15 protein-coding genes are annotated in these 23,397 nt (G+C 32.3%); 5 read left to right on the plus strand and 10 right to left on the minus strand.

Annotated features, from left to right (window positions below; all coding sequences use genetic code 11):
- Positions 1–51: 51 nt before the first annotated feature.
- The gene (locus KW502_RS03095; RefSeq protein WP_219039068.1) at positions 52–855 is read left to right on the plus strand and encodes a hypothetical protein; all 804 of its coding nucleotides are present in this window, start codon (positions 52–54) and stop codon (positions 853–855) included.
- Positions 856–866: 11 nt separating this feature from the next.
- Here KW502_RS03095 and KW502_RS03100 read toward each other — a convergent pair whose 3' ends face one another.
- Positions 867–3,785, minus strand: coding sequence for an FAD-binding and (Fe-S)-binding domain-containing protein (locus KW502_RS03100; RefSeq protein ID WP_219039069.1), 2,919 nt, complete (start codon positions 3,783–3,785; stop codon positions 867–869).
- Between the two features lie 153 nt (positions 3,786–3,938).
- On the opposite strand from KW502_RS03100, the gene KW502_RS03105 reads away from it, so the two are divergent.
- The gene (locus tag KW502_RS03105) at positions 3,939–4,436 is read left to right on the plus strand and encodes a hypothetical protein (protein WP_219039070.1); all 498 of its coding nucleotides are present in this window, start codon (positions 3,939–3,941) and stop codon (positions 4,434–4,436) included.
- A gap of 61 nt (positions 4,437–4,497) precedes the next feature.
- On the opposite strand, the gene bshA is transcribed toward KW502_RS03105, so the two are convergent.
- From bshA to KW502_RS03145, 8 genes are all read right to left on the minus strand, one after another.
- Entirely contained in the window at positions 4,498–5,631 is a 1,134-nt protein-coding gene (gene bshA / locus KW502_RS03110; RefSeq protein ID WP_219039071.1) for an N-acetyl-alpha-D-glucosaminyl L-malate synthase BshA, read from the minus strand.
- An 89-nt stretch (positions 5,632–5,720) separates the two neighbouring features.
- Positions 5,721–8,639 carry a serine hydrolase domain-containing protein gene (locus tag KW502_RS03115; RefSeq protein WP_219039072.1) on the minus strand — a complete coding sequence of 973 codons (2,919 nt, stop codon included), beginning with the start codon at positions 8,637–8,639 and terminating at the stop codon, positions 5,721–5,723.
- Positions 8,640–8,708: 69 nt separating this feature from the next.
- Positions 8,709–9,191, minus strand: coding sequence for an ABC transporter ATPase (locus tag KW502_RS03120; RefSeq protein ID WP_219039073.1), 483 nt, complete (start codon positions 9,189–9,191; stop codon positions 8,709–8,711).
- A 25-nt stretch (positions 9,192–9,216) separates the two neighbouring features.
- Entirely contained in the window at positions 9,217–10,008 is a 792-nt protein-coding gene (locus tag KW502_RS03125) for a (Fe-S)-binding protein (protein WP_219039074.1), read from the minus strand.
- Positions 10,009–10,034: 26 nt separating this feature from the next.
- Positions 10,035–10,442: an LNS2 domain-containing protein gene (locus KW502_RS03130; protein WP_219039098.1), complete on the minus strand. Its 408-nt coding sequence runs from the start codon at positions 10,440–10,442 to the stop codon at positions 10,035–10,037.
- Positions 10,443–10,481: 39 nt separating this feature from the next.
- On the minus strand, positions 10,482–11,825 hold the full coding sequence (locus KW502_RS03135; RefSeq protein ID WP_219039075.1) for a 4Fe-4S dicluster domain-containing protein: 1,344 nt from the start codon (positions 11,823–11,825) through the stop codon (positions 10,482–10,484).
- Positions 11,826–11,831: 6 nt separating this feature from the next.
- Positions 11,832–12,779, minus strand: coding sequence for an MlaD family protein (locus tag KW502_RS03140; protein WP_219039076.1), 948 nt, complete (start codon positions 12,777–12,779; stop codon positions 11,832–11,834).
- Between the two features lie 54 nt (positions 12,780–12,833).
- Positions 12,834–13,955 (minus strand): N-acetylmuramoyl-L-alanine amidase family protein, encoded by a 1,122-nt coding sequence (locus KW502_RS03145; protein ID WP_255554015.1) that lies wholly within the window; start codon positions 13,953–13,955, stop codon positions 12,834–12,836.
- Between the two features lie 118 nt (positions 13,956–14,073).
- Here KW502_RS03145 and KW502_RS03150 point away from each other — a divergent pair, with 118 nt between their 5' ends.
- Genes KW502_RS03150 through KW502_RS03160 form a run of 3 tightly spaced genes read left to right on the plus strand, consistent with a single transcriptional unit; the run spans position 14,074 to position 18,950 of the window.
- Positions 14,074–16,782 carry a putative LPS assembly protein LptD gene (locus KW502_RS03150; RefSeq protein WP_219039077.1) on the plus strand — a complete coding sequence of 903 codons (2,709 nt, stop codon included), beginning with the start codon at positions 14,074–14,076 and terminating at the stop codon, positions 16,780–16,782.
- An 11-nt stretch (positions 16,783–16,793) separates the two neighbouring features.
- A complete protein-coding gene (locus tag KW502_RS03155; RefSeq protein ID WP_219039078.1) occupies positions 16,794–17,180 on the plus strand; it encodes a RidA family protein in 387 nt (128 codons plus the stop codon).
- Between the two features lie 42 nt (positions 17,181–17,222).
- Positions 17,223–18,950 carry a sodium:solute symporter family protein gene (locus KW502_RS03160; protein WP_219039079.1) on the plus strand — a complete coding sequence of 576 codons (1,728 nt, stop codon included), beginning with the start codon at positions 17,223–17,225 and terminating at the stop codon, positions 18,948–18,950.
- Positions 18,951–18,952: 2 nt separating this feature from the next.
- Here KW502_RS03160 and KW502_RS03165 read toward each other — a convergent pair whose 3' ends face one another.
- Positions 18,953–23,347 (minus strand): translocation/assembly module TamB domain-containing protein, encoded by a 4,395-nt coding sequence (locus tag KW502_RS03165; RefSeq protein WP_369412508.1) that lies wholly within the window; start codon positions 23,345–23,347, stop codon positions 18,953–18,955.
- Between the last annotated feature and the right edge of the window lie 50 nt (positions 23,348–23,397).

The following is a 23,397-nucleotide window of genomic DNA, read 5'->3' on the forward strand; positions in this document are numbered from 1 at the left end:
ATATTTATACGAAATAGTTATAATATATGATTTTGTAAAAAATTTATTTTGTTGCTTCTAGGTATTGTTACCTTAAGCTGTTCTAGTAGTGATGATGATAACCCTGATACTAATGATGAAATTTATAATTACTTTCCCTTAAATACAGGTAATAGTTGGACCTATAATAATACAACTATTTATGATGGTAGTGATAATTTTAGTAATCAGGAAACCATTACTTTAGATTCTTCTAGTGAAGATTTAGGAGTTACTTATTACCAATTAAGTTCTAACCTTTCTATTATGAACCAAGGTTTTTTTACTGGAATTTTAACTAATGGGAATTTAATTAAGGCTGAAAATCAATTAGTCTATAACGGTGAGATTGATTTTAATAATTTTATTCCGGGATTAATTGAAAACTTGAAATTTGAGTTAGCCAACATTATTCTATACGATACAGACGCAAATACCACAGATATTCTAAGTCTAGAAGAAGATCAATTCACCCAAACAATAAATATTCAAGGTAATAATGTTCCTATTACTTTTGCTTATATCATAACTTCTAAACAAGAAGGTGTTCTAAGCGATTATATGGCAGGAGAAGAAAATTTTGACAGTGTAATTCAAACAAATATTACTGTCAATTTAAAAGTTTTCGCGAGTTTGTTTGGAGCAAACATTCCAATATTAGCACCTCAAGATGCTATTAAAATTAAAAATTTTTATGCAAATGATGTAGGGATGGTTTATAGTAATACCGTTGTTAATTATGAACTTGAAGATTTGAATATACCTAATTTTCCTGAAATCAAAAATGAAGATATTAATTATACACAAGAAATTGATTCATATCTGGTTAATCAATAAAAATTAAAGCTTTAGTTCAATAAAAAATTATTCAGAATACTTACTGGATGGTGAGCATTTTTTTGTGTTCCATCTTTTATTTGGTGCCGGCAACTTGTACCATTAGCTACAATAATTGTTTTTGAATTCGCTTTTCTTACCGATGGAAAAAGTGTCTGCTCTCCTATTTGCATACTTAGAGAATAATGCTCTTTTTCATAACCAAAACTACCTGCCATACCACAACACCCTGAAGGAATAACTGTAACTTTAAAATTCTTAGGTAAATTTAAAAGATCAAAAGTGTATTTTACATTAGATAAGGATTTTTGATGGCAATGTGCGTGAATTTTTATTTCTTGCTCTTCATCGCTAAAATTTTCTGATGTGATTTTTCCTTTTTTTATTTCTGATGAAAGAAATTCTTCAATTAAAAATACGTTTTTGCTCAATGTTACAGCATCTTCTCTTTTGTTTGCTAAGCGAAGGTATTCATCTCGAAAAGATAAAATAGCAGAAGGCTCGATCCCTATTAATGGGATTTCTTCAGAAATTAAGTTTTTAAATACTTCAATATTATGATTCGCTAGAACTTTTGCTTCTTCTAAAAAGCCTTTAGAAATATAACTTCTACCACTTTCTTCGTGTTTTGTAGTTTTTACTTCGTATCCTAATTTCACTAATAATTCTACCGCATCAATTCCTACGTTAGTATCTAATAAGTTCATAAATTCATCAATGAAGAGATAAATGCTTCCTTTTTTATTTTTTGGAATTAAATTTAACTTACCTTGTTCTATAAACTGTCTTAAACTTTTTTTAGCAATTTGCGGTAATGATCGTTCTTTAGCAACGCCCATTATTTTTTTTATAAAAGTACTAGAAATAGAGTTTTGAAATAATATATTGGTGAGTCCAGAGAATTTAGAACCAAATTCATTAGCTTTATTATTGTGAGCAAAAATTTTATTCCTTAAGCTAAAACCATTCTCTTTTTGGTATTGGTATAAAAATTCAGCTTTATATAACGCCATATCTACATTAGATGGGCATTCGCTTTTACACCCTTTACAGCTAAGGCATAAATCTAGCACTTCTTTTATTTCTTGATGGTTAAATTGATTTGTTTGTTGACTATTGGTTAAAAATTCACGTAATACGTTAGCGCGACCTCGAGTGGTGTCTTTTTCATTTTTTGTAGCTCTATAACTTGGGCACATTGTCCCTCCAGCTTCCACGCTTTTGCGACAATCACCTGTACCGTTACATTTCTCGATAGCTTTTAAAATTCCTTGACTATCAGAAAAATCTTGAAATGTAATAATTTTTGGTTCGTCTCTATCGGGTACATAACGCAATGAACTTTCCATTGGTGCTGGAAAGACAATTTTCCCGGGATTGAAAATGTGTAGTGGATCAAAAAGCTCTTTCACCTTAATAAAAAGCTGGTAATTTTTCTTTCCAACCATTGCTTGAATAAATTCTGCACGTACTCTTCCGTCTCCATGTTCTCCACTCAAAGATCCTTTATATTTTTTTACTAAAAGAGCTACTTCATGGGTAATTTGCTTGAAAAGTTTCACATCTTTACTTAACTTTAGATTAAGAATAGGGCGTAAATGTAACTCTCCAGCACCCGCGTGTGCATAGTATACGGCACGCTGATCGTGAGCTTTCATAATTGCTGTAAATTCCTTAATATAATTTGCTAATTTAGGAATGCTTACGGCTGTATCTTCAATACAAGCCACAGCTTTTTTATCGCCATCCATATTACCTAATAAACCAAGCCCAGCTTTACGAAGTTCTAAAGCCATTTCTATATGTTCACCTATCAACACAGGCTGAGCGTAACTTGCGGTATTTTCTAAAATACTTTTTAATAAAGCTTCTACTTGTATTTGAAGCCCATTATGGTGATGATCACGTACTTCTAACATTAAAATAGCTTGAGGATCATTTTCTATAAAAAAACGATTTTCATTGTATTTTAAACTATTTTTGGTACAATCTAAAATCGTCTTATCCATCATCTCGCAAGTAAATAACGAATGCTTCATCACAGGAGCAACTGCATCTAAACAGTTTTCTATAGTCTTAAAATGAGCTGCAATAAGAGCTGAATTTTTAGGAGGAAGATCATCTAATTGCAGGGTAAGTTCTGTGGTAAATGCTAAGGTACCCTCGCTACCAGCAAGAAGCTTACATATATTTAACTTAGCATTGGTTTCGTGAAAAATTTCAGAATTTATAAGTTCGTCTAAAGCATAACCTGTATTTCTACGATGAATATTTTTTTCTGGAAATTCTTGTTGTATTTCTTGTTGAACTTCCTCCGATTTTAATTCTTGATAAAGTTCTCGGTAAATTTTACCTTCTAAAGTAGATAATTTACATTTTTGTTGAAATTCTTTTGGTGTTAAAGCCTTAAATGTAACTTTACTTCCATCTGAAAGCAAACATTTCATTTCAATAATTTTATCACGTGTAACTCCATATTTAACGGAAGTTGTTCCGCTTGAATTATTTCCTGCCATACCGCCAATCATACAACGATTAGAAGTTGAAGTATTGGGAGCAAAAAACAAATCGTAAGGGGCAAGATGTCTATTTAAATCGTCACGAATTACTCCTGGTTGAACACTGACAGTTTTTTTATCTTTATTAAAATTTATAATTTTAGTAAAATGTTTAGAGATATCTACTACTATACCTTTACCAACACATTGACCTGCTAAAGAAGTTCCTGCGGCCCTTGGAATTAGGCTCGTGTGAGTATTTTGACAAAATTTAATGAGTTCTTGTAAATCATTAATAGTTTCAGGAAAAGCAACTGCTAAAGGAAGTTCTCGATAAACTGAAGCATCGGTGGCGTAAAGAGATTTTATTAGCTGATTATAATAAAATTCTCCCTGAAGTTGCTTGCCTAAGGCTTGAAGTTTTTCTTGCAAAATAATTTTTTCTAAAAATACAATATTTAGAAAAAACAATAATGATTTACGCTTTAACTTTCATTAAGTAATATTAACAAACATTTAGCGAACCCACTATTTTGGTAGGTTTCGAAAGAAATATATTTGCCGTTCAAATAAAAAAAGCAAATTATGAAAAAATTAATTTTCGCCTCGATTTTAATTATGGGCACATTTTTTACCATGCAAGCGCAAGAAATTGCTACTAATGCATTAGGACTTCGTTTTGGTGGAGCTAATGGTATTGGTGCAGAAGTTTCTTACCAACGAAAACTTGGAGGAGATAATAATCGCTTAGAAGTTGATTTAGGTTGGCGTAATGATTCTCACTTCGATTTAGTGAAAGCCACTGGACTTTACCAATGGGTTTGGAATATAGAAGGTGGTTTTAATTGGTATGCTGGTGCCGGTGGTGGCGTTGGAATTGTAGACGATAACTATCATAATGAATTTTATGATCATAATGATGGTGCATTTTTATATGTAGCTGGAAATATTGGTGTTGAATATAACTTTGATATTCCATTACAGGTTTTTATCGATTTAAGACCAGAGATTGGTTTTACAGATTACGATGTAATTGATGATTTCTCTCCAGATTTAGCATTAGGAGTGAGATACCAATTTTAAGCTTGGTTTCTTATTATAAAAAAAGCCTGACTTTATGGTCAGGCTTTTTTATTTATAAAGTTTAGTTAGTGCACTTTTTTAATGCTTTCTCATAAACATCTTCGTATTGCGGAACGATTTCATTAATATCAAACTTAGTAGCCATTTTTATAGCGTTCTCTTTAAAATTTTGAAGTGTTTTTGCGTCTTTAAGAATGCTAACTCCATTTTTGGCCATATTTTCTACATCGCCTACATCACTTAAATATCCTGAATAACCTTGTTTATTTACTTCTGGCAACCCTCCAGCATTAGAAGAAATTACAGGAACACCATTAATCATTGCTTCTAAAGCAGCTAGACCAAAACTTTCGGTCTCTGATGGTAGTAAAAACAAATCAGAAAAGCATAAAATTTTATTAATCTCATTGCTTTCACCTAAAAACATTACTTGTTTTTCTATTCCTAATTCATTAACTAATTGTTTAGCAGAAGAAACTTCGGGGCCTTCGCCCACCATAATTAGTTTAGCTTTTATTTCTTTTTGAATATGATAAAAGATTTTTACAACATCATCAATACGTTTTACTTTTCTGAAGTTACTAATGTGTGTAATTATTTTTTCATCATCTTCAGCCATTAATCCACGTTGGCATTCTGTATACGGATTTTCTTTTTTTGTAATTGTTATAAAATTCGGTATGACTTGAATTTCATTTTTTATATCGAATAACTTTAATGTATCTTCTTTTAAACTTTGAGATACCGAAGTTACTACATCACTTTTATTGATGCTAAAAGTAACAGCAGGTTTATAAAACGGATGATTACCTACCAAAGTAATATCTGTACCATGTAAAGTGGTAACCATAGGTATTTCTATGCCTTCCTCTCGTAACATTTTTTTTGCCATATAGCCTGCATACGCATGTGGAATGGCGTAGTGAACGTGTAATAATTCTATTTGATGAAGCTTAATGGTGTCTACCAATTTACTGGATAGCGCAAGTTCGTAAGGTTGGTAATGAAATAAAGGGTATTCTGGCACATTAACCTCATGATAAAAAATATTTGAAGAAAGTTGCTCTAACCTTACCGGTTGCTTGTAGGTAATAAAGTGTATTTCGTGTCCGCGTTTTGAAAGTGCCATTCCTAACTCTGTCGCCACTACTCCACTTCCTCCAAAAGTGGGATAACATACAATCCCTATTTTCATTTTTTATTCTAATTTAATTACTAAGTAACTATGTCGTAAATATATTAATAAAGTTACGGTTATAAATCTTATTTATATGAAATCATCATTTAATAGCTAATAGATTCATATATAAGTTCTTGAATATGAGTTCTTATATTTTCTGTAATTAATTTTCTATTAGAAGCAAAAGGATAAGTTCTGTTAGAAAGAAAAATATATACAATTTCTTCTTCCGGATCTGCCCAAGCAAAAGTACCTGTAAAACCACTATGTCCAAAACTTGTCATAGAAACGCAGCCACAGGTAGGACCAACTTCTTTTAATTGAGGTTTGTCAAAACCAACTCCCCTTCTTACATCTTCATCACAATAATAACAGGTGTTAAATTTATCTATGGTTTCAGGTTTAAAATATTGAATATTACCATAGGTCCCTTTGTTTAGATACATTTGCATCATTTTAGCCACATCATTAGCATTACTAAAAACACCTGCGTGACCGCCAACGCCACCAAACATTGCTGCTCCCTGATCGTGTACTGTTCCTTGTATTTTAGAAAATCGCCAATAATCATCGATTTCTGAAGGAGTTATTTCATCTTTATGAAAACGATTTAAAGGCAAATACCCCATGTAGTTAGCGCCTAAAGACTCGTAAATCCTTTTTCTACTAATATAGCTTAACGATGAATTGTAATGGTGCTCTAAATAGTTTTTAAGTAAATAATAGGGCAAATCACTATACTTATATTCTTTCTTAATTCGCAAATCACTAGCTATAATATCTTGGTAAATTGTGTCTTGATAATCATTACGCATGTAAAAATTATTAGCCACAGGCACATTAAAAATTCCTGTTTTTTTCGATCGAAAATACTTAGGTGATGCATGAGTTCGATCTTCTGAGAGTGTATGCAAATAAAAAGGAATCCAAGCTCTAAATTTAGCATAGTGACTCAACATTTCTTTAAGAGTAGTGTTAGCTTTATTGCTATTTACCGCAATAGGCAATATATCTTTAAGTCGTGTGTTTAATTGAATTGTTTCTTGTTCTTCTAATTCCATTACCAAGGGTAAAGTTGCCATAATTTTGGTAAGTGATGCTAAATCGTAGATTGAAGAATCGGTAACCTTGATATTCTTTTCGTAGGTATGATAACCAAAGTTTTTTTGGTAAATCACTTTGCCTTTTCGAGCCACAATCATCTGTAAACCTGGTGTCATTTCTTTATCAACTGCAATTTTAGCGATACTATCAATTCTATTTAATTTTGCAGAATTTACACCGACGCTTTCGGGTAACCCATAAGATAATCGTTTTAAAGAAGGTGTTGTAAATTTAGTGCCAACTGGAAAATTTTTACCTAAACTTACGGGTAACTTTCCTTTGGCAGGAAGCGCTCCAAAAATTACTTGTGCCGTTTTTTCTTGTGCAATTTTGCTATTTTGATAGCCTAATATTATACCTTCTAGATTAGTGGTAGATGTGATATCTAAAATAGCGTAGGGTCTGGCGAATACACTTAAAACGGTTTTATGATTTCTAGCAATTTCATGTAACCATACCAATTCATTGTCAGAAAATTTATATGACGACCAGGGTGAAGAGTTAGATTTGTGATAACCTACTATGACAAGATTATAATCTTTTAATTTTTCCAATAAGCCACCCAAATGATCTGATTTTATGTGATCTACTTTTGTATATTTTTTTAATTGCTGAAGAAATGAAGTCTCAGTTAAATTTTCTCCTAAATTTACATAAGCTATTTTTTCTTTATCTAAGTTTTTAATAGGTAAGATACCTTTGTTGTTTTTAATGACTGTAATAGCATTTTCCAACAATTCTTCATAAAGTACATCATTATGGATGTTATTTAGATCTTCAATTAAATAATTAGTATCTACAGGCTGGTAATGATTTAAACCTACTTTGTATTTAGCTGAAAGAATTTTCTTTACCGATTTTTCTAATCTTTTTTCAGAAATAATATTTTCCAAATAAGCTTGCTTTATTTTTTCTGAAGCTTTAGGTACGTTTTCAGAAATCAAGAGAATATCATTACCAGCCAAAAATGCGGCTAAATCTATTTCACCTGGTTCATCATAATCAGCAACCCCTCGCATATTTAAGGCATCGGTAAAAACCAAACCTTTATAATCTAATTTTTTCTGAAGCAAATCTGTTACGATTGGTTTTGATAAAGAAGAAGGGAAATTAGTTCGAGGTTCTAAGGCAGGTACATTTAAATGACCAATCATAATACTCGAAACTCCTGCTTTTATCATTTTTCTAAACGGATAAAGTTCTAAACTATCTAAGCGTTTTTTAGAAAAATCTAGTGTGGGTAAAGATTTATGAGAATCTACATCGGTATCTCCGTGACCTGGAAAATGCTTAGCAGAAGACAATACTCCTTCACTATGCATACCTTCCATAAATGCGATTGATTTTTGAGTTACGTTTTCTTTATTTTCACCAAAAGAACGATTACCAATAATAGGATTTGCTGGATTGTTATTAATATCTACAACAGGAGCAAAATTTATATGAACTCCCAAACGCTTGCAATGTTTAGCAATTTGAGCCCCAGTTTTTTTTATTAAATTATTATCTTCTATGGCGCCCAAAGTCATATTCCAAGGAAATGCATACGTAGAATCTAAGCGCATGGCTAACCCCCATTCTGCATCCATTGCAATTAATAAAGGTACATTTGCCAATTCTTGGTATTCATTATTAAGTTTTGCTTGACGCATGGGATCACCTTTAGAAAAAATAACTCCACCAATGTAATTCTCTTTAATCAGGTCTTTAATTCTATCGGTTTCGGCTTTACTTTTACTGGAAAAAATATCTACCATAAATAGCTGACCAATTTTTTGATCTAAATTCATGGCATTATAAGTGCTGTCTACCCAAGCTTTTTGCACCCTGAAGTCTTTTGTTTTTAAGGGAGATTCTTTTTGAGCGAAAATGCTAATATTCCAAATTAAAAGTATAAAAGAAAGAAACTTAATTTTCATTTAGTTATAGAGGGATTTGTCTTGATAAATCAAGAATAACGTCGGGAAGACAATTAAAATTATAATGAATTACAGAAATCTATTATGCCAGCTTTCTTTTAGTGGCACTTCCCATTCGTGAGTGAATTCTTGTTTGGTATTAACTAGGTTGTTAAATACAATCGTATTTGGAGATACAGATCTATTTTTTACCAATTTTTTAAAATCTGCAAGATCTTTATGGGCTACAAATTCTCCCTGCTTAAACGTTACGTTCATCTTATCTAACAAATTAACGCTGTATTTTTTTTCTAAAGATTGAATAAAATGAACACTAGCATCTATAGAACAGCCACTTGCTGCAGCAATTTTTTGATCTAAACCAAAAACAATAAATCTATTGTATGGTAGCTGATATCCTGCTTTTAAGCTAGAACCGTGAGCGGTCCAAGCGGTAAGAAAGCTTTCGATTTCAGGTTGTATTTCTTGAAGTTCTTCTTCTGTAAATGGTCTATTAGATTGATATATCCAGATTCTAGCTTCTTGGGGTAAATCTTTAAAATTTATTAGCATAATATCTTATCTTGAACTTTCAAATTTATAAATCTTCGGCTTCGGCAATCATTTCAGCAACATCTAATACTTCAATTTGCCCTTCTTTATTTTTTCCTTTTACACCGTCTGTCATCATGGTGTTACAAAACGGGCAGCCCGCAGCAATTACTTCAGGTTTTGTTTCTATTGCTTGTTCTGTACGCAAGATATTAACATCTTTATTACCTTTTTCTGGTTCTTTAAACATTTGTCCGCCACCAGCACCACAACATAGACCATTAGTTTTGCATTTTCGCATCTCTACTAATTCTACTTCTAATTTTCTTAGTAAATCACGTGGTGCTTCATATTCTTGGTTTGCTCTCCCTAAGTAACATGGATCGTGAAAAGTAATACGTTTTCCTTTAAATTTACCTCCTTCAACTTTTAATTTTCCTTCTTCTAAAAGACTTTTTAAAAATTGGGTATGATGCATTACTTCATAATCACCTCCTAATACAGGATATTCATTTTTAATAGTATTGAAACAATGAGGACAAGCGGTAACTATTTTTTTTATTTCGTAGCCATTTAAAACTTCAATATTTGTGACAGCTTGCATCTGAAATAGGAACTCATTTCCTGAGCGTTTTGCAGGATCTCCTGTACAGCTTTCTTCAGTACCTAAAACTGCAAACTCTACGTTGGCTTTGCTTAATAATTTCACAAAAGCTTTAGTGATTTTTTTTGCGCGGTCGTCAAAACTCCCAGCACATCCTACCCAAAATAAGACTTCAGGTTTTTTGCCTGCTGCCATAAATTCTGCCATTGTAGGTACTTTAATTGCTTCTGCCATAGATTTTATTTTTGAAGTGAAAAGATTTAATCTTTAAACACTTGAATTTTCACACTTTTTTCTACTAAATCTGTAAATTTTCCTTTGTAACGAGTTGCCTTTACCAAGTGGTTATCTATCCAATGGTAATTTCCTCCTCTAGGTTTACCCATTAGTAAACTATGGTATTTAAAACCATTTTCATCTAACCATGTTTCTGTAATTTCTCTGTGATCTTCTGTGCGTGAAGTGAAAAAACAGATGCGGTGGCCTTTTTCATACCATTTGTTAATAGTGTGTAAGGCATCTTTAAAAGGTTTACAGGTTTTCATGCGTTCTGGTTCTTCGTTAGGAACGTCTTCTGTAATGGTGCCGTCTATATCGATAAGATAATTTTTAATCTCTTTAGGAAGCACTGGACTTATCAGTTCTCCGTTTTGAGATTTATCTTTCAGTAAGTTTTCTAAGTCTTTGTTGTTTTCTTCCAAAATATGTTAGTTTTCGTTAGCCCAATTTAATCTGTCCATTTGGTTATATGGCCAAGGAGCACCATTGTTTTCAATATTTCCCATTGCGATGTTTAATTCGTTTGGGGCCGCACTTTGCTCCATTACTAAATACCTTCTCATATCTATTATAATAGATAAAGGATCAATACCTATTGGGCATGCTTCTGTACATGCATTACAGGTAGTACAGGCCCAAAGTTCTTCGTTGGTAATGTAATCACCTAATAACTGCTTTCCATCGTCTTTAAATTCTTTATTTTTTTCAATGTTCTGCCCTACTTCTTCTAGTCGATCACGGGTGTCCATCATAATTTTACGAGGAGATAATTTTTTACCAGTTTGATTGGCAGGACATTCTGAAGTACATCTTCCGCATTCTGTACATGTGTAAGAATTTAACAATTGTACCCAGCTTAAATCTTGTACATCGCTTGCTCCAAATTTTTCAGGTACAGCAGCATCACTTTCTGTAGGTTCTGGTGCTGCAAAAGGATCTGCATTTGGATCCATCATTAATTTAACCTCATTGGTTACGGCTTCAAGATTATCTATTTCGCCTTTAGGTTTTAATTTAGCAAAATAAGTATTTGGAAAAGCCAATAAAATATGAAGGTGTTTAGAATAATATAGATAATTTAAGAAAAATAGTATACCTACAATATGTAACCACCATGCTACTCTTTCTATAATTATTAATGTAGAAATACTTAAACCATTTATTAAAGGGACTATAAATTGACTGATTGGAAATTCACCCATTATTCCAGCTTCGTTTGCGTAATGATCTGCACCAAGTGTTTGCAATTGATAATCTGCGGCATTCATTAATAAGAATAATGCCATTAATACCATCTCAAAATATAAAATGTAATTTGCATCGTCTTTAGGCCAACCTTTCATTTCGTTAGCCCAAAATCTTTTTAATTTTAAGATATTTCTTCTTACCCAAAATGCAATTACACCTATAAATACTAAAAGTGCAAGTATTTCAAATGAAGCGATTAAAACGTCATAAGTTTTACCTAGAAAAGAAAACACTCGATGAGTTCCAAAAATCCCATCGATAATGATTTCTAAAACTTCTATATTAATGATTACAAAACCAACATAAACTAAAATATGCAAAAAACCAGCAATTGGTCTTTTAACCATTTTTGATTGGCCTAGCGCCACTCTAGCCATGTTAGCAAAACGATCTTTTGGATTATCGTTTCTATTTATTGATTTCCCTAGTTTAATATATTTAATTAATTTTTTTATGTTTTTAGTAAAAAAACCAATACCAAAAACAAGAATAATCACAAATAAAAATTGAGAAATCAATTGCATGTAGTTCTATTTTAGTGAATCTTTAGGTTCTTTATATTCTCCTGGATTTTTACCAAACACAGAAAAATGAACATATCTTTTTGGGTTTAATTTCACATCTTGGAGTAGTTGCTCTAACTGTTTGGTAGCTCGATCTAAATTGTTGTAAACTTTATCGTCTTTCAGTAGTTTTCCAGCAGTACCTTCTCCATCATTAAGACCGTCAGCAATTCCTTTAAAATCTTTAATAACACCTTCAAATTCACCTACTAAACGGTTAACTTCTATTTTTGATAATGTATCTGAAAAAGAATTTAGATTAGTAGATAATTCATCTAAATTGGTGAAGGTCTTATCTAATTTACCAGAATTTCTTGCCAATAAACCATCTAAGTTATTAGCTGCATTTTTAAATGAACCCATGGTTTCATTTAATTTGGCAATAGTTGCTTTTAAATTGTCTCTCGTTTCCTGATTTAATATACCATTAATTCCATTTAATAAAGAGTCTGCACTTACAACCGTATTTTCAATTTTTTCTTGTAGTGGCTTTAGTCGATCATTTACCAGTTCTAGTAAACCTTCATCAATATCTCCTTTAAGGGTGTCACCAGACTCTGCTTTTTGACCATTATATTCTGGAATGATAGACATAGACTTACCTCCAATTAGATCTCCACCGTATATCCTAGCCGTACTAGATTTTGAAAATTTAAAGTCATTTTGTACCATCATCGTGACCAAAATTCTACCTTTTCCATCTAAAAAATCAATATCTGTTACGCTTCCTACTTGTAATCCATTTATGGTAACAGGAGAAGAAACCGCAAGGCCTTCTACATCATTATAGACTGCATAGAAATTTCTATTATTATCTAAAAGGTTGTTACCCTTTAAAAAACTATAGCCAAACACCAGAAGGATGATCGCTACGATTGCAAGTAATGCAGTTTTAACTTCGTTAGTTAATTTCAAAAGTATAGGTTTAAGTTATTAGCAAATTTAAGGATTAAAAATAGAAAAGCTTAGTTATTTTGTCTTACTTTTTAACGCGTCATTAACGCTAATCTTTTTATCTCCTTTAAAAGCAACAATGTAGCAATTTTTATATCCGGCTTTTTGGGCCTGTCTTTGTTTTTCTTGAATTTTTACATAATCTGAAGTATCTCCATAATAATATTTGTAGAGCTTACCTTCTTTAGCTCTTGAAACCCCTTGTAGTCCTTTAAAATTATAAGCTTTAGTTTCTAAAGCACTAGATCCTGCCGCTAATTGTACTTTAAAAGAAATACCCTCATAAATTTTTGTAGGTATATCGTCTATGGTAAGATTTTGTTTTACAGAAGTTTCTGAATAATGCAAATTGATACTATGGAAATAATCAACAATCCCTTCTTCTATAGATTTAGCTATCTGTGATTTACCTTTATTGGAGTTTAGGTAAGATCCCTCTGGTTTGTAACTTAGAAAACCCACTTCTGTAAGTACACTAGGCATATACGTTTCACGAAGCACTAAAAAACCAGCTTGTTTTACTCCTCTATCTAGTCTTTTTAACGTGCCTGTATATTCCTTTTGTATAAAATCTGCTAATAAAATACTTTGGTCTAAATATTCTTCTTGCATTAAAGTCATTCCAATATAAGAAGAAGGATCATTGGGATCAAAATTACCATAAGAAACTTTATAATCATCTTCTAAATAAATTACAGAGTTTTCTTTAATGGCTACTTCTAAGTTATCTTTATTTCGGTGAAGACCTAATACAAAAGTTTCGGTGCCGTGTGCGTTAGAGTTATGCCCATTACAATGAACAGACACAAATAGATCTGCTTCTGCTTCATTAGCAATTTCTGCTCTTTTATGTAAAGGAATAAATACATCTGTTGTGCGTGTATATATTACTTTAATATTGCTATTTCTTTGTAAAGCCTCCCCTACTTGTAGAGCAATATCTAAAGCAATATTTTTTTCCTTAAATCCATGCCAGCCATTTCCTGAATCTTTACCGCCGTGTCCTGCGTCAATAACGACCACAAATTTTTTAGCAGGAGGTTCTTTAGCCGCATAAACGGAAAAGTTACTAACTATTATCAGAAAATTTAAAACAATAAATAAAGACTTGTTCGCTTTCATAATGAAATAATTCATGGCCTAATTTTTGATATTTTTTCAATTTTATAAAATTGTATGTTTACCTTTCAAAAATATATGTAATTTTGGTTTTTCAAAAAGCAGGCCAAACAATACAAAAATAGTACTATTAGCATTGCAAGCAAACTTAAAATACATAGTTTTAATTTATTTTCTTCCACTGTTTTTTTTTGGTGGTTTACGAGCGCAAGAACGAGATAGTATAGCTTCAGTAAACTCCGAATTTAACACACCACAATTGATACCTGTAAACGATTCATTAAGAATAAACTACATTGAAAATGATTTAGTGGTTTTAGATACTGTGAAGATTGATACTTTGGCAGCTAAAAAAGAAAGTTTCCTTACAGATAATGTCACTTCTACAGCTAAAGATTACATAAGATTTGACCGTAAAAATAACAGAGCCTATTTGTACAACCAAAGTAAAATTGTATACGGCGATATTACCATTGAAGCTGGTTTAATTATTCTTGATAACCTTAAAAAAGAGGTTTATGCTTTTGGTATTAAAGATTCTACGGGAGCTTACACACAACGTCCCGTTTTTACACAAGGACAAAATGTAGTAGAGCCTGATAGTATTCGGTTTAATTTTGATTCTGAAAAAGCATTGGTTTACAATTCTAGAACAGATCAAGGTGCATTTAAGGTGAAGGGGGAAGTAACCAAACGTCAAAACGATTCTGTGTACTACATGAAAAATGTGAAGTTTACCACTTCTGAAGATGTAGATGATCCTGAATATTATTTCTATGCTAGAAAGATAAAAATGGTACCAGACAAGAAGATTGTTACTGGTTTTGTAAATATGTATATTGCAGATGTTCCTACTCCATTAGGCTTACCTTTTGGATATTTTCCACTCACTGAAGATCGAGCTTCTGGTTTTATTGTGCCTTCTTTTGGAGACAATAATCAGCGTGGTTACTTTTTGCAAAATGGCGGATATTATTTTGCTGTTAGTGATTATTTTGATCTTGCTACTTTAGGAAGTTACTACACCAATGGAAGTTATGACTTTAGGGTAGAATCTAATTACAAAGTTCGTTATAAGTTTAATGGTAGGTTTAATTTTAGGTATGAGAAACTATTAAATGAAGAGCCCGGTTTTCCAAATTATTCAGAGCAGTCTATTTATAATATTACTTGGAGTCATTCTCAAGATGCTAATGCAAATCCTGATTCTAGGTTTTCTGCATCGGTAAATTTAGGTAGTAGTAAATATTACAAACAAACCATTAACCAAACTAACAGTGGTAATTTTTTGAATAATACCATGAATTCATCGGTTTCTTATAATAAAACATTCAGAGGAAAACCAGAGGTGAATTTAACAGTAGCCGCGACACATCAACAAAACAGTAACAGTGGTGATATTAATATGACCTTACCTACGGTGCAAGCAAGCATGTCAAGAATTTATCCTTTTGAACCTAAATCAGGAACTAAAAAAGGTATTATTCAAAATATCAACTTTCAGTATAGTGTACGAGGCGAAAATAGATTTAAAACCAATGATTCTATTTTCTTTAAACCAGAAATGTTTAAAAATGCTATTAGTGGTATTCAGCACAGTATTCCTATTAACACCAACTTTAAAATCTTTAATCATTTTAGTGTAAGCGCAGGAACTTCTTTTCAAGAAAACTGGGTATTTAAAACATTTGATCGTTCTTATAACGAAACGACACAAGAAGTAGAAATAGACACCTCAAGAGGTTTTGACGCCTACCGTACCTATAACTTTAATACGAGTATAGGAACTACTATTTACGGGATTTTTAATTTCGGAAAAGATAAAAAAATTCAAGCGATACGTCACACCATTCGACCTAGTGTAAGCTATAGCATTAACCCAGCTTTTGATCAGTTTTACGACACCTATCTTGTACCAGGAACCTCTGGAGTAGAAGATAAATTAGTTGAATATTCTAGGTTTCAAGGTTCTTTATATGGAGCACCTGGTAATCGTTATTCTAGCAATATTGGTTTTAGCGTAACTAATGATTTTGAAGCGAAAGTAAAGCCGAAAGATTCTTTAGCTGAAGAACCTGAAAAACGGAAGCTTTTAAGCAACCTTTCCTTTAGCTCTTCTTACGATTTAGCTGCAGATACACTAGCGCTTGCTCCTTTACAGGTTCGAGGTACTTTACCCGTAATTCCCAGTAAATTAGATATTAACTTCAATGCAGCTTTAGATCCTTATGCTTTAGATAATAATAATCGCAGGGTTGATGAATGGAATATTAATAACGGTGGAAGTTTATTTAGACTAACCCGAGCAAACGTTAGTTTTGGGTACTCATTTTCCGATAAAGATTTTACTAGAGACAAAGATGAAAATGATGATGAAACTGAAAATGACACCTATAGACAAGGAGGAAGAAAAGATGATCTTTTTGGTAAAGGCATGAATTATGATGGGACTTTTGAAGATGAAGAAAAAGAACCAGAAACCGTTGAAGATGATACAGAACGCTATCATTATAAAATTCCGTGGGATTTAAGACTTTCTTACACCATGACTTATAATAACTTAAATAGACAGAATGAAATTTCTTCTCACTCGCTTATGTTTTCAGGAAATGTAGAATTGTCTCCTCGTTGGAGCGTAGGTGCTTCTTCTGGTTACGATCTAAAAAATAAAGGTTTTACGTTTACTCAGCTTAGATTTCAGCGAGATTTAGAAAGCTGGCGTATGAGTTTTAACTGGACACCTTTTGGTAATCGAGAATCTTGGTATTTCTTTATAGGGATTAAAGCAAGTGTGCTTAGCGATATTAAATACGATAAGAATAGAGAAAGAGATAGAAATTTATAAGAAGTATAGTTATGAAAAAAATTATTAATACTACAAATGCTCCAGCTCCTATAGGTCCATATAATCAAGCTGTATTAACTGGAAATATGCTCTATACTTCTGGTCAAATTGCCATAGATCCTCAAACGGGTAAATTATTTAAAGGCGCGATAGAAGAAGAAACTAATTTGGTGATGAACAATCTCGAAGCCATTTTAAAAGAAGCAGGAATGACGTTTGAGCACGTGATAAAAACTTCAATTTTTATTAGCGATATGAATAATTTTGGTGCCATCAATAAAGTATACGCAAGTTATTTTAACGAAGCTACTGCTCCGGCTAGAGAAACCGTAGAGGTAGCAAATTTACCAAAGTTTGTAAACGTTGAAATTAGTGCAATTGCCGCAAAAGATGTCTAATACTGTAACTTTTTACTACATTTAGCAATCAAATTAGAATTCATGTTGCTATCTATTTTAGATTGGCTATTTATTATAGCCTTTTTTCTTATAAGTCTTTTTGTTGGGATACTTGTTGCTAAACGTAGCGGTAAATCATCTCAAAATTTTTTCCTTTCTGGTAGAAATATGCCTTGGTGGCTGTTGGGAGTTTCAATGGTGGCAACTACTTTTGCTGCCGATACTCCAGGCTTAGTTGCTGGTATTGTAAGAAAAGATGGCGTATACGGAAACTGGATTTGGTGGAGCTTTCTACTCACCGGAATGTTAACCGTATTTTTTTATGCAAAACTTTGGCGTAAAAGTAATATCACCACAGATTTAGAGTTTTATGAACTTCGTTATAGTGGTAAAAGTGCGGCTATATTAAGAGGTTTTCGTGCACTCTATTTAGGAGTGTTTTTCAATATTGTAATTATGGCTACCGTTTGTTTAGCAGCCATTAAAATAGGTCATGTAATGTTTGGCTTTTCTGAAGCACAAACTCTAATTATAGCTTCTATAGTCACGGTTACCTATTCTATGTTAGGTGGCTTGCAGGGCGTGCTAATCACAGATTTTATTCAGTTTATTATTGCCATGATCGGGAGTATTTGGGCAAGTATTTATATTGTTAACCTTCCTGAAATAGGAAGTTTAGAGAATTTACTTAACCACCCTAGCGTGAGTAACCACACCCAATTGTTTCCTGATTTTTCTAAGCCTGAAATATTTATTCCATTATTAATTATTCCATTAGCGGTACAGTGGTGGAGTGTTTGGTATCCTGGTTCTGAACCTGGCGGCGGCGGATATATTGCTCAACGTATGTTGGCTGCTAAGAGTGAGAAACATGCGGTTTGGGCTACTCTTTTTTTTAATATTGCACATTATGCTTTGCGACCTTGGCCATGGATTATTATTGGCTTAGCCTCTATGATCATGTTTCCTAATTTGGCAAGTTTACAAAAAGCTTTTCCAGATTTGGGAGCCTCTTTTGTAAAAGATGATCTCTCTTATCCTGCTATGCTTACTTTTTTACCCAGTGGCTTGTTAGGCATTGTGGTTACCTCTCTAATAGCAGCTTTTATGAGTACCATTTCAACCCATCTTAATTGGGGAAGTAGTTATGTGGTAAATGATTTTTACGCTCGTTTTGTTAAGCCTCAAGCTTCAGAAAAAGCTAAAGTACTTGTGGGGAGAATTTCTACTTTAGTCATGATGATAGCTGCAGGGTTTCTAGCATTAGTTTTAGAAGAAGCTAGAGAAGCTTTTAATTTACTTTTACAAATTGGCGCTGGTACAGGTTTGCTTTTTATTTTACGATGGTTTTGGATGCGTATTAATCCGTTTAGTGAAATTGCAGCAATGGTCACCTCTTTTTTAGTTGCTTTTCTGTTTTTTATTAATAATAAAATGGATGCTCCTTTGCTTTCGTGGGAATCGCATTGGCAGCTTGTATTTGGTGTTGCTATTACTACGTTAGTTTGGGTTGCGGTAACCTTGTGCACCTCTCCTAGTAAACCACAAACTATTAAAAAATTTCAAGCTTTAGTTTTTGACAAGGAAGGAATGTTTCATCATTTTAATTATAAAATTATAGCATTTTTTGCAGGTACAATTGGTGTGTATGCTACTTTGTTTGGAACAGGATTTTATATTTACACCAACTATATTTCAGCATTTATAGCCTATGGAGTAGCTGGAATTTGTGCATTTATAATATGGAAAAATTGGGCTAAAATTGTATAGGTTTATTTTTCGGGGAATTTAATGTAGTCTGGAGCTAACGTTTTTTGATCAATTTCCATTTCTTTAGAAACTTCTTCAAGCTTAAGTTCTTTATTTAAAATTTTATAAATTAGCTCTCTAAACGTATCAAAATCTACTGCGTAAGATAAACCTACACCTTGCGTGTAGCCTAAGGGTTGCCCTATGTATTGAATAGTGTTTTCTCTGTTAAATAGATTTGCTCTTAGTGTACCTTCTTCATTTAAAAGCAATTCTACTTCTACATTACCCACTACCACAGATTGAGTAACGCCCCCAATAGGAACTCCTACTCGACCGTTAATAAGAATTTTCTCTGTTATATTTGTAGATAAACTTAGTCCAAACCTATCGGCTGTGGTTTGATCTGGCGTACGGTCTCCTTGTACATAATCTATCCCTATTTTAAATTTACCATCATCATCAGCAAAAATATCGTCAAATAAACCTGAAGCACGCTCGGCAATAAGGTTGCCTGGTGCATTTTGACCAACGGTATACTGACTGTAAAAACTACCTTGGGTAATTAAAGATAAAGCTTGTATTTCTGTACTTTGACGGTCGCTTATTCTATATTCTAATTCAGATTTTACAACAGAACTTAAGTTAGGGTATTCTAAGTTAAAGGTTAAATCTGTTTCTGTTAATTCTCCATTCAAATCGATATAAACTTCAACCGGAATATTTCTATTAATAATTGGGTTTTCAAGTAATATCGCAGGATTTGCTTCTGTTTTATATAAAGCGCGTACATTTAAATCTGCCCGAGTTGGGCTGCCATCCCAAGTAATATTTCCGCCAGAAACTACTTTAAATTCTTTTTGAACTAAACCAGCATACTTAAAATTATAAACACCATCGTAAACCACAAAATCTCCCCACATATTGAATTTTCCATTTGTATTAATCTCGATAAGTAAAGTTCCGGCGCCACTTCCTGCTAATGTGCTTCCGCTATTTTTATCGACTACAATTTCTACTTCAGCTTCATTGGTTACATCTAATTCAAAATTAAGTTCTAATCCTTTTACTTCTTTAATTTTAATTTCTTTGCCTTGCTGACGCGCTAATTTTTCTTCAGGAGTTAAGAAATAAATAAAAGAATTGTCTCCAATAGCTTCGGTATCACTCAACGGAATTTCAAAAATTGTACCTTCTTCTGTTTTTGCAACTACATCGATCACCAGTTCTTCTGTGGGTCCAGAAATATTTGCGTTACCACTAATAAAAGCAGTACCGTAATATAAAGCATCTTCTGTAAATTTTGTATCGAGTACAACTAATCGCTCTGGTGCTAAAATGTCGAGATCTAAGTTCCAATTAGAAAAAGCTTGATGAGAAATAGTACCGTCTATTATTCCTTTCGTTTTGTATTTGGTATCGACAACATCTACGTTATTAAAAATAAATTCTTGGTTGGTTAAATCTACCACAGCATTTTGTTGTAAATTAAGATCTACATTTAAATAAGGTATTTTTAATCCTGCATTATTCAGAGTCAATCTACCCGAAATATCAGGGTTTCGGTAATCTCCAGTAACTTTTGCATTTCCAAAAACCAATCCTCTAATATCTGTAATTACATCTGCCCCTAATGCACTAAACGCGTTTAATTTAAAGCTATCTAGATTTACATCTAAGTTAATATTAGGGTTTTCTTCACTTACATTAATGCCTCCTTTTGCTCTTAAAAAATCATATTCTTTATTACCTAATAGCGCTTTTATGTTGTATTGTGTTAAATCTTCGTTTCCGTCTATATTCAATTTCAGATTTCCGTAGTTAATGTTGTTAACAGCAATACTATCTATGGCTAATGAAGAAGTGGGATAATAAATCCCATTTTCTTGGTAGAAATCTAATTTACCGTTCACCATCCCTTTTAAACTAATACTGTCTATATCTGGAGTAATTTTAGCTAGATCTACGTGATTAAAATTTAGTTTGAAGTTTTTATAGGTAGAGTCTCTAGCTTCCCCCGTAAGACTTATTAATTCATTTTCATGCGTAAAAGTTAGCGTATCAATTTTAAAACTACTTAGGTCTTTTTCAAAAACAATTTTTTGGTTTCTTGTGTTTTCATTATTAATAAACCATTCACTTTCTTTAAACTTAATATTAGATTTCTTTAAGCCTACTACAGATTTCTGTTCGTCGTTTATGGTATGAAAAAAACTAATATTAAAATTATCATTGTTTTGACTTCCGCCTTTAAACTCAGACCTAACAAAAAGTGTATCGTTTAAGGTCACATTAATTAAATTGAATTCTGAAGCATTATAATACGGTGTGGATATACTATCTACTTTTATATAGGTGTTAAATAAAGGGTTAGAGTTATCTATTTGAAGATTTACTTTATCAAATTTATTTTTTAAAACATTAATTTGAGGAGAGCGAAACGTTAATTTAAATTCTGAATCTTCTGAGGCCAAATTTCCTTTAATAAATGTATTTGCGGCCAATTCTATATCCGGAAAAAAGACTTCTACTATTTTATTATAAATATCGAAATTAAAATCTAAGTATTGATTTCCTTCAATGGATATAGGCTCATAATTGGCATATAAACTTCCTATGGCATTCTGAAATAAAGAAGGTACTTCTTCTACTTTAAATATTCCTTCGACTTCACCGCTAATAACATCTGGAGAATTAATGACTATTTTTCTAACATTATTATTAAAAGTAGAGGAAAGTTGTAACTCTTCAAACTCAAATAATTCATCTTGATTTTGATACGAAAAGTTTTGAAGGTATAAATTACCTTTAGCATCATTAAAGTTATTGCCTTCTACATTTAAAACAATATCTCCTTTCATAATAGCTATACTGTCTCGCTTTACAAAATTTAGAGCATTTAAATCTGCATAAGCTACACTGGCTTTAAAATCGTAAACATTGTCGGTTTGTGATACATTGGCGAGCCCGTTAAATTCGAATTTAAAATTAGGATCGTTTCCTATTAATTTTCCATTAAAATTTGGATGATCAAAAACACCAAGAACTTCTATGTTTTTATAGGTATAGCCATTAAATTTTAATCGATTTATGGTGCCATTAATTTGAGTGTTTAAAGTTTCTTGTGTAGACCCTACTCCATCTACATTCAAATTAAAAGTAGCATATCCTAAAGAAGCGTTTCCTAAAAGCCTTCCTAAGTTAAAACGGTTCATTTTAATATTTCCTTGGTATCGAATAAAATCAGGATCATTTAAATCGTTTAATATAACATTAAGGTTAGCATTTCCTAACTGTGTGGCAATTAAAGAGTTTGTTTCTAGACGGGTTGGCGTAACGCTTATAAAACCAGTTAAAGTCAGGTTGCCTACTTCTTTTAATTTTTTGGGTAATGAATTTCCTAGAATAGTAGGTAGCAAATTTACCAAGTCGTAATAGTTGGTAGAAAACCGATTTAAATTACCAGAAATCTGAAAGTTTTTTTCTTGATTAATTAAGTCTTTAAATTTTAAATTTCCGCTAATAGCGCTACGGTCCATCCCTGTTAATCGCCAATCATTGAGTTCAAAATCATTTAATTTCCCTTCTAATTTTCCTTCAAATGTAAACTTCTCTGTGTTTCCAAACTCTTTATATAATTTTTTTAGGTCTTTGGTATCGGCCTTAGATTCTTCAAAATTAGCGGTTATACGCACATTATTTTCAAAATCTGCCAGCCCTCCTTCTTCATAATCAAACTGAATATCACTCGCTATTTTTGAATGTTGAGTTTCAAGCAATAGGTCTTCAAAAACCATTTTTGTAGAGGTATAGCGAAAGCGCGTTGCTAAATTTTCAATATCGATACCACGCTGTTCTTTTGCTCTTAAGCTTTCTATGTTTACAGAAACATCGGTACCGTCTACCACTAAGTTTGCGGCATTTATATTTAAATTATCAAAGAATAAAACCTCAGAAGCTTCTAGATTTTCATCTACATAACTAAATTCACTATTATAGGTAATAATATGATTAATAGTTAAAACAAAAGGCTGTTGTTGGGGTTGGCCCGTATTAAATTGATCACCAAAAAATGAGAGGTTGTCTTTCTCTTCTCCTTTGTAGTGTCTAATTTTTAATTTTAAACCATTTGCTGTTAAATCGCCAAAATCTAAATGTTTTCCACTTAAAATAGCAGGTAAATTAATTAAGGAGGTATTAATTTCTTTAGCGCTAATTAAGCTATCTTGGTGATGATCTGCAATAAACACTTCATCTAACACTACTTTTCCGCTATAAGAGATACTAATAGATTTTACGTTAATATTAGTCCCATAAGTTTCATTGAGTGTATTTGTTAGTTTATGAGCAACACCAGTTTGGACTGCTGGAATTGAAAATACAAGAACTAAAACAATAAAAAACAGCAAAATAGCCACTAATATTCTTCCTAATATTTTTAAAAACTTTTTAATGTGTGTTAGCGTTT

Origin of the sequence: Mesonia aestuariivivens (genome assembly GCF_019311235.1) — a bacterium.
GTDB classification, from domain to species: Bacteria; Bacteroidota; Bacteroidia; order Flavobacteriales; family Flavobacteriaceae; genus Mesonia; species Mesonia aestuariivivens.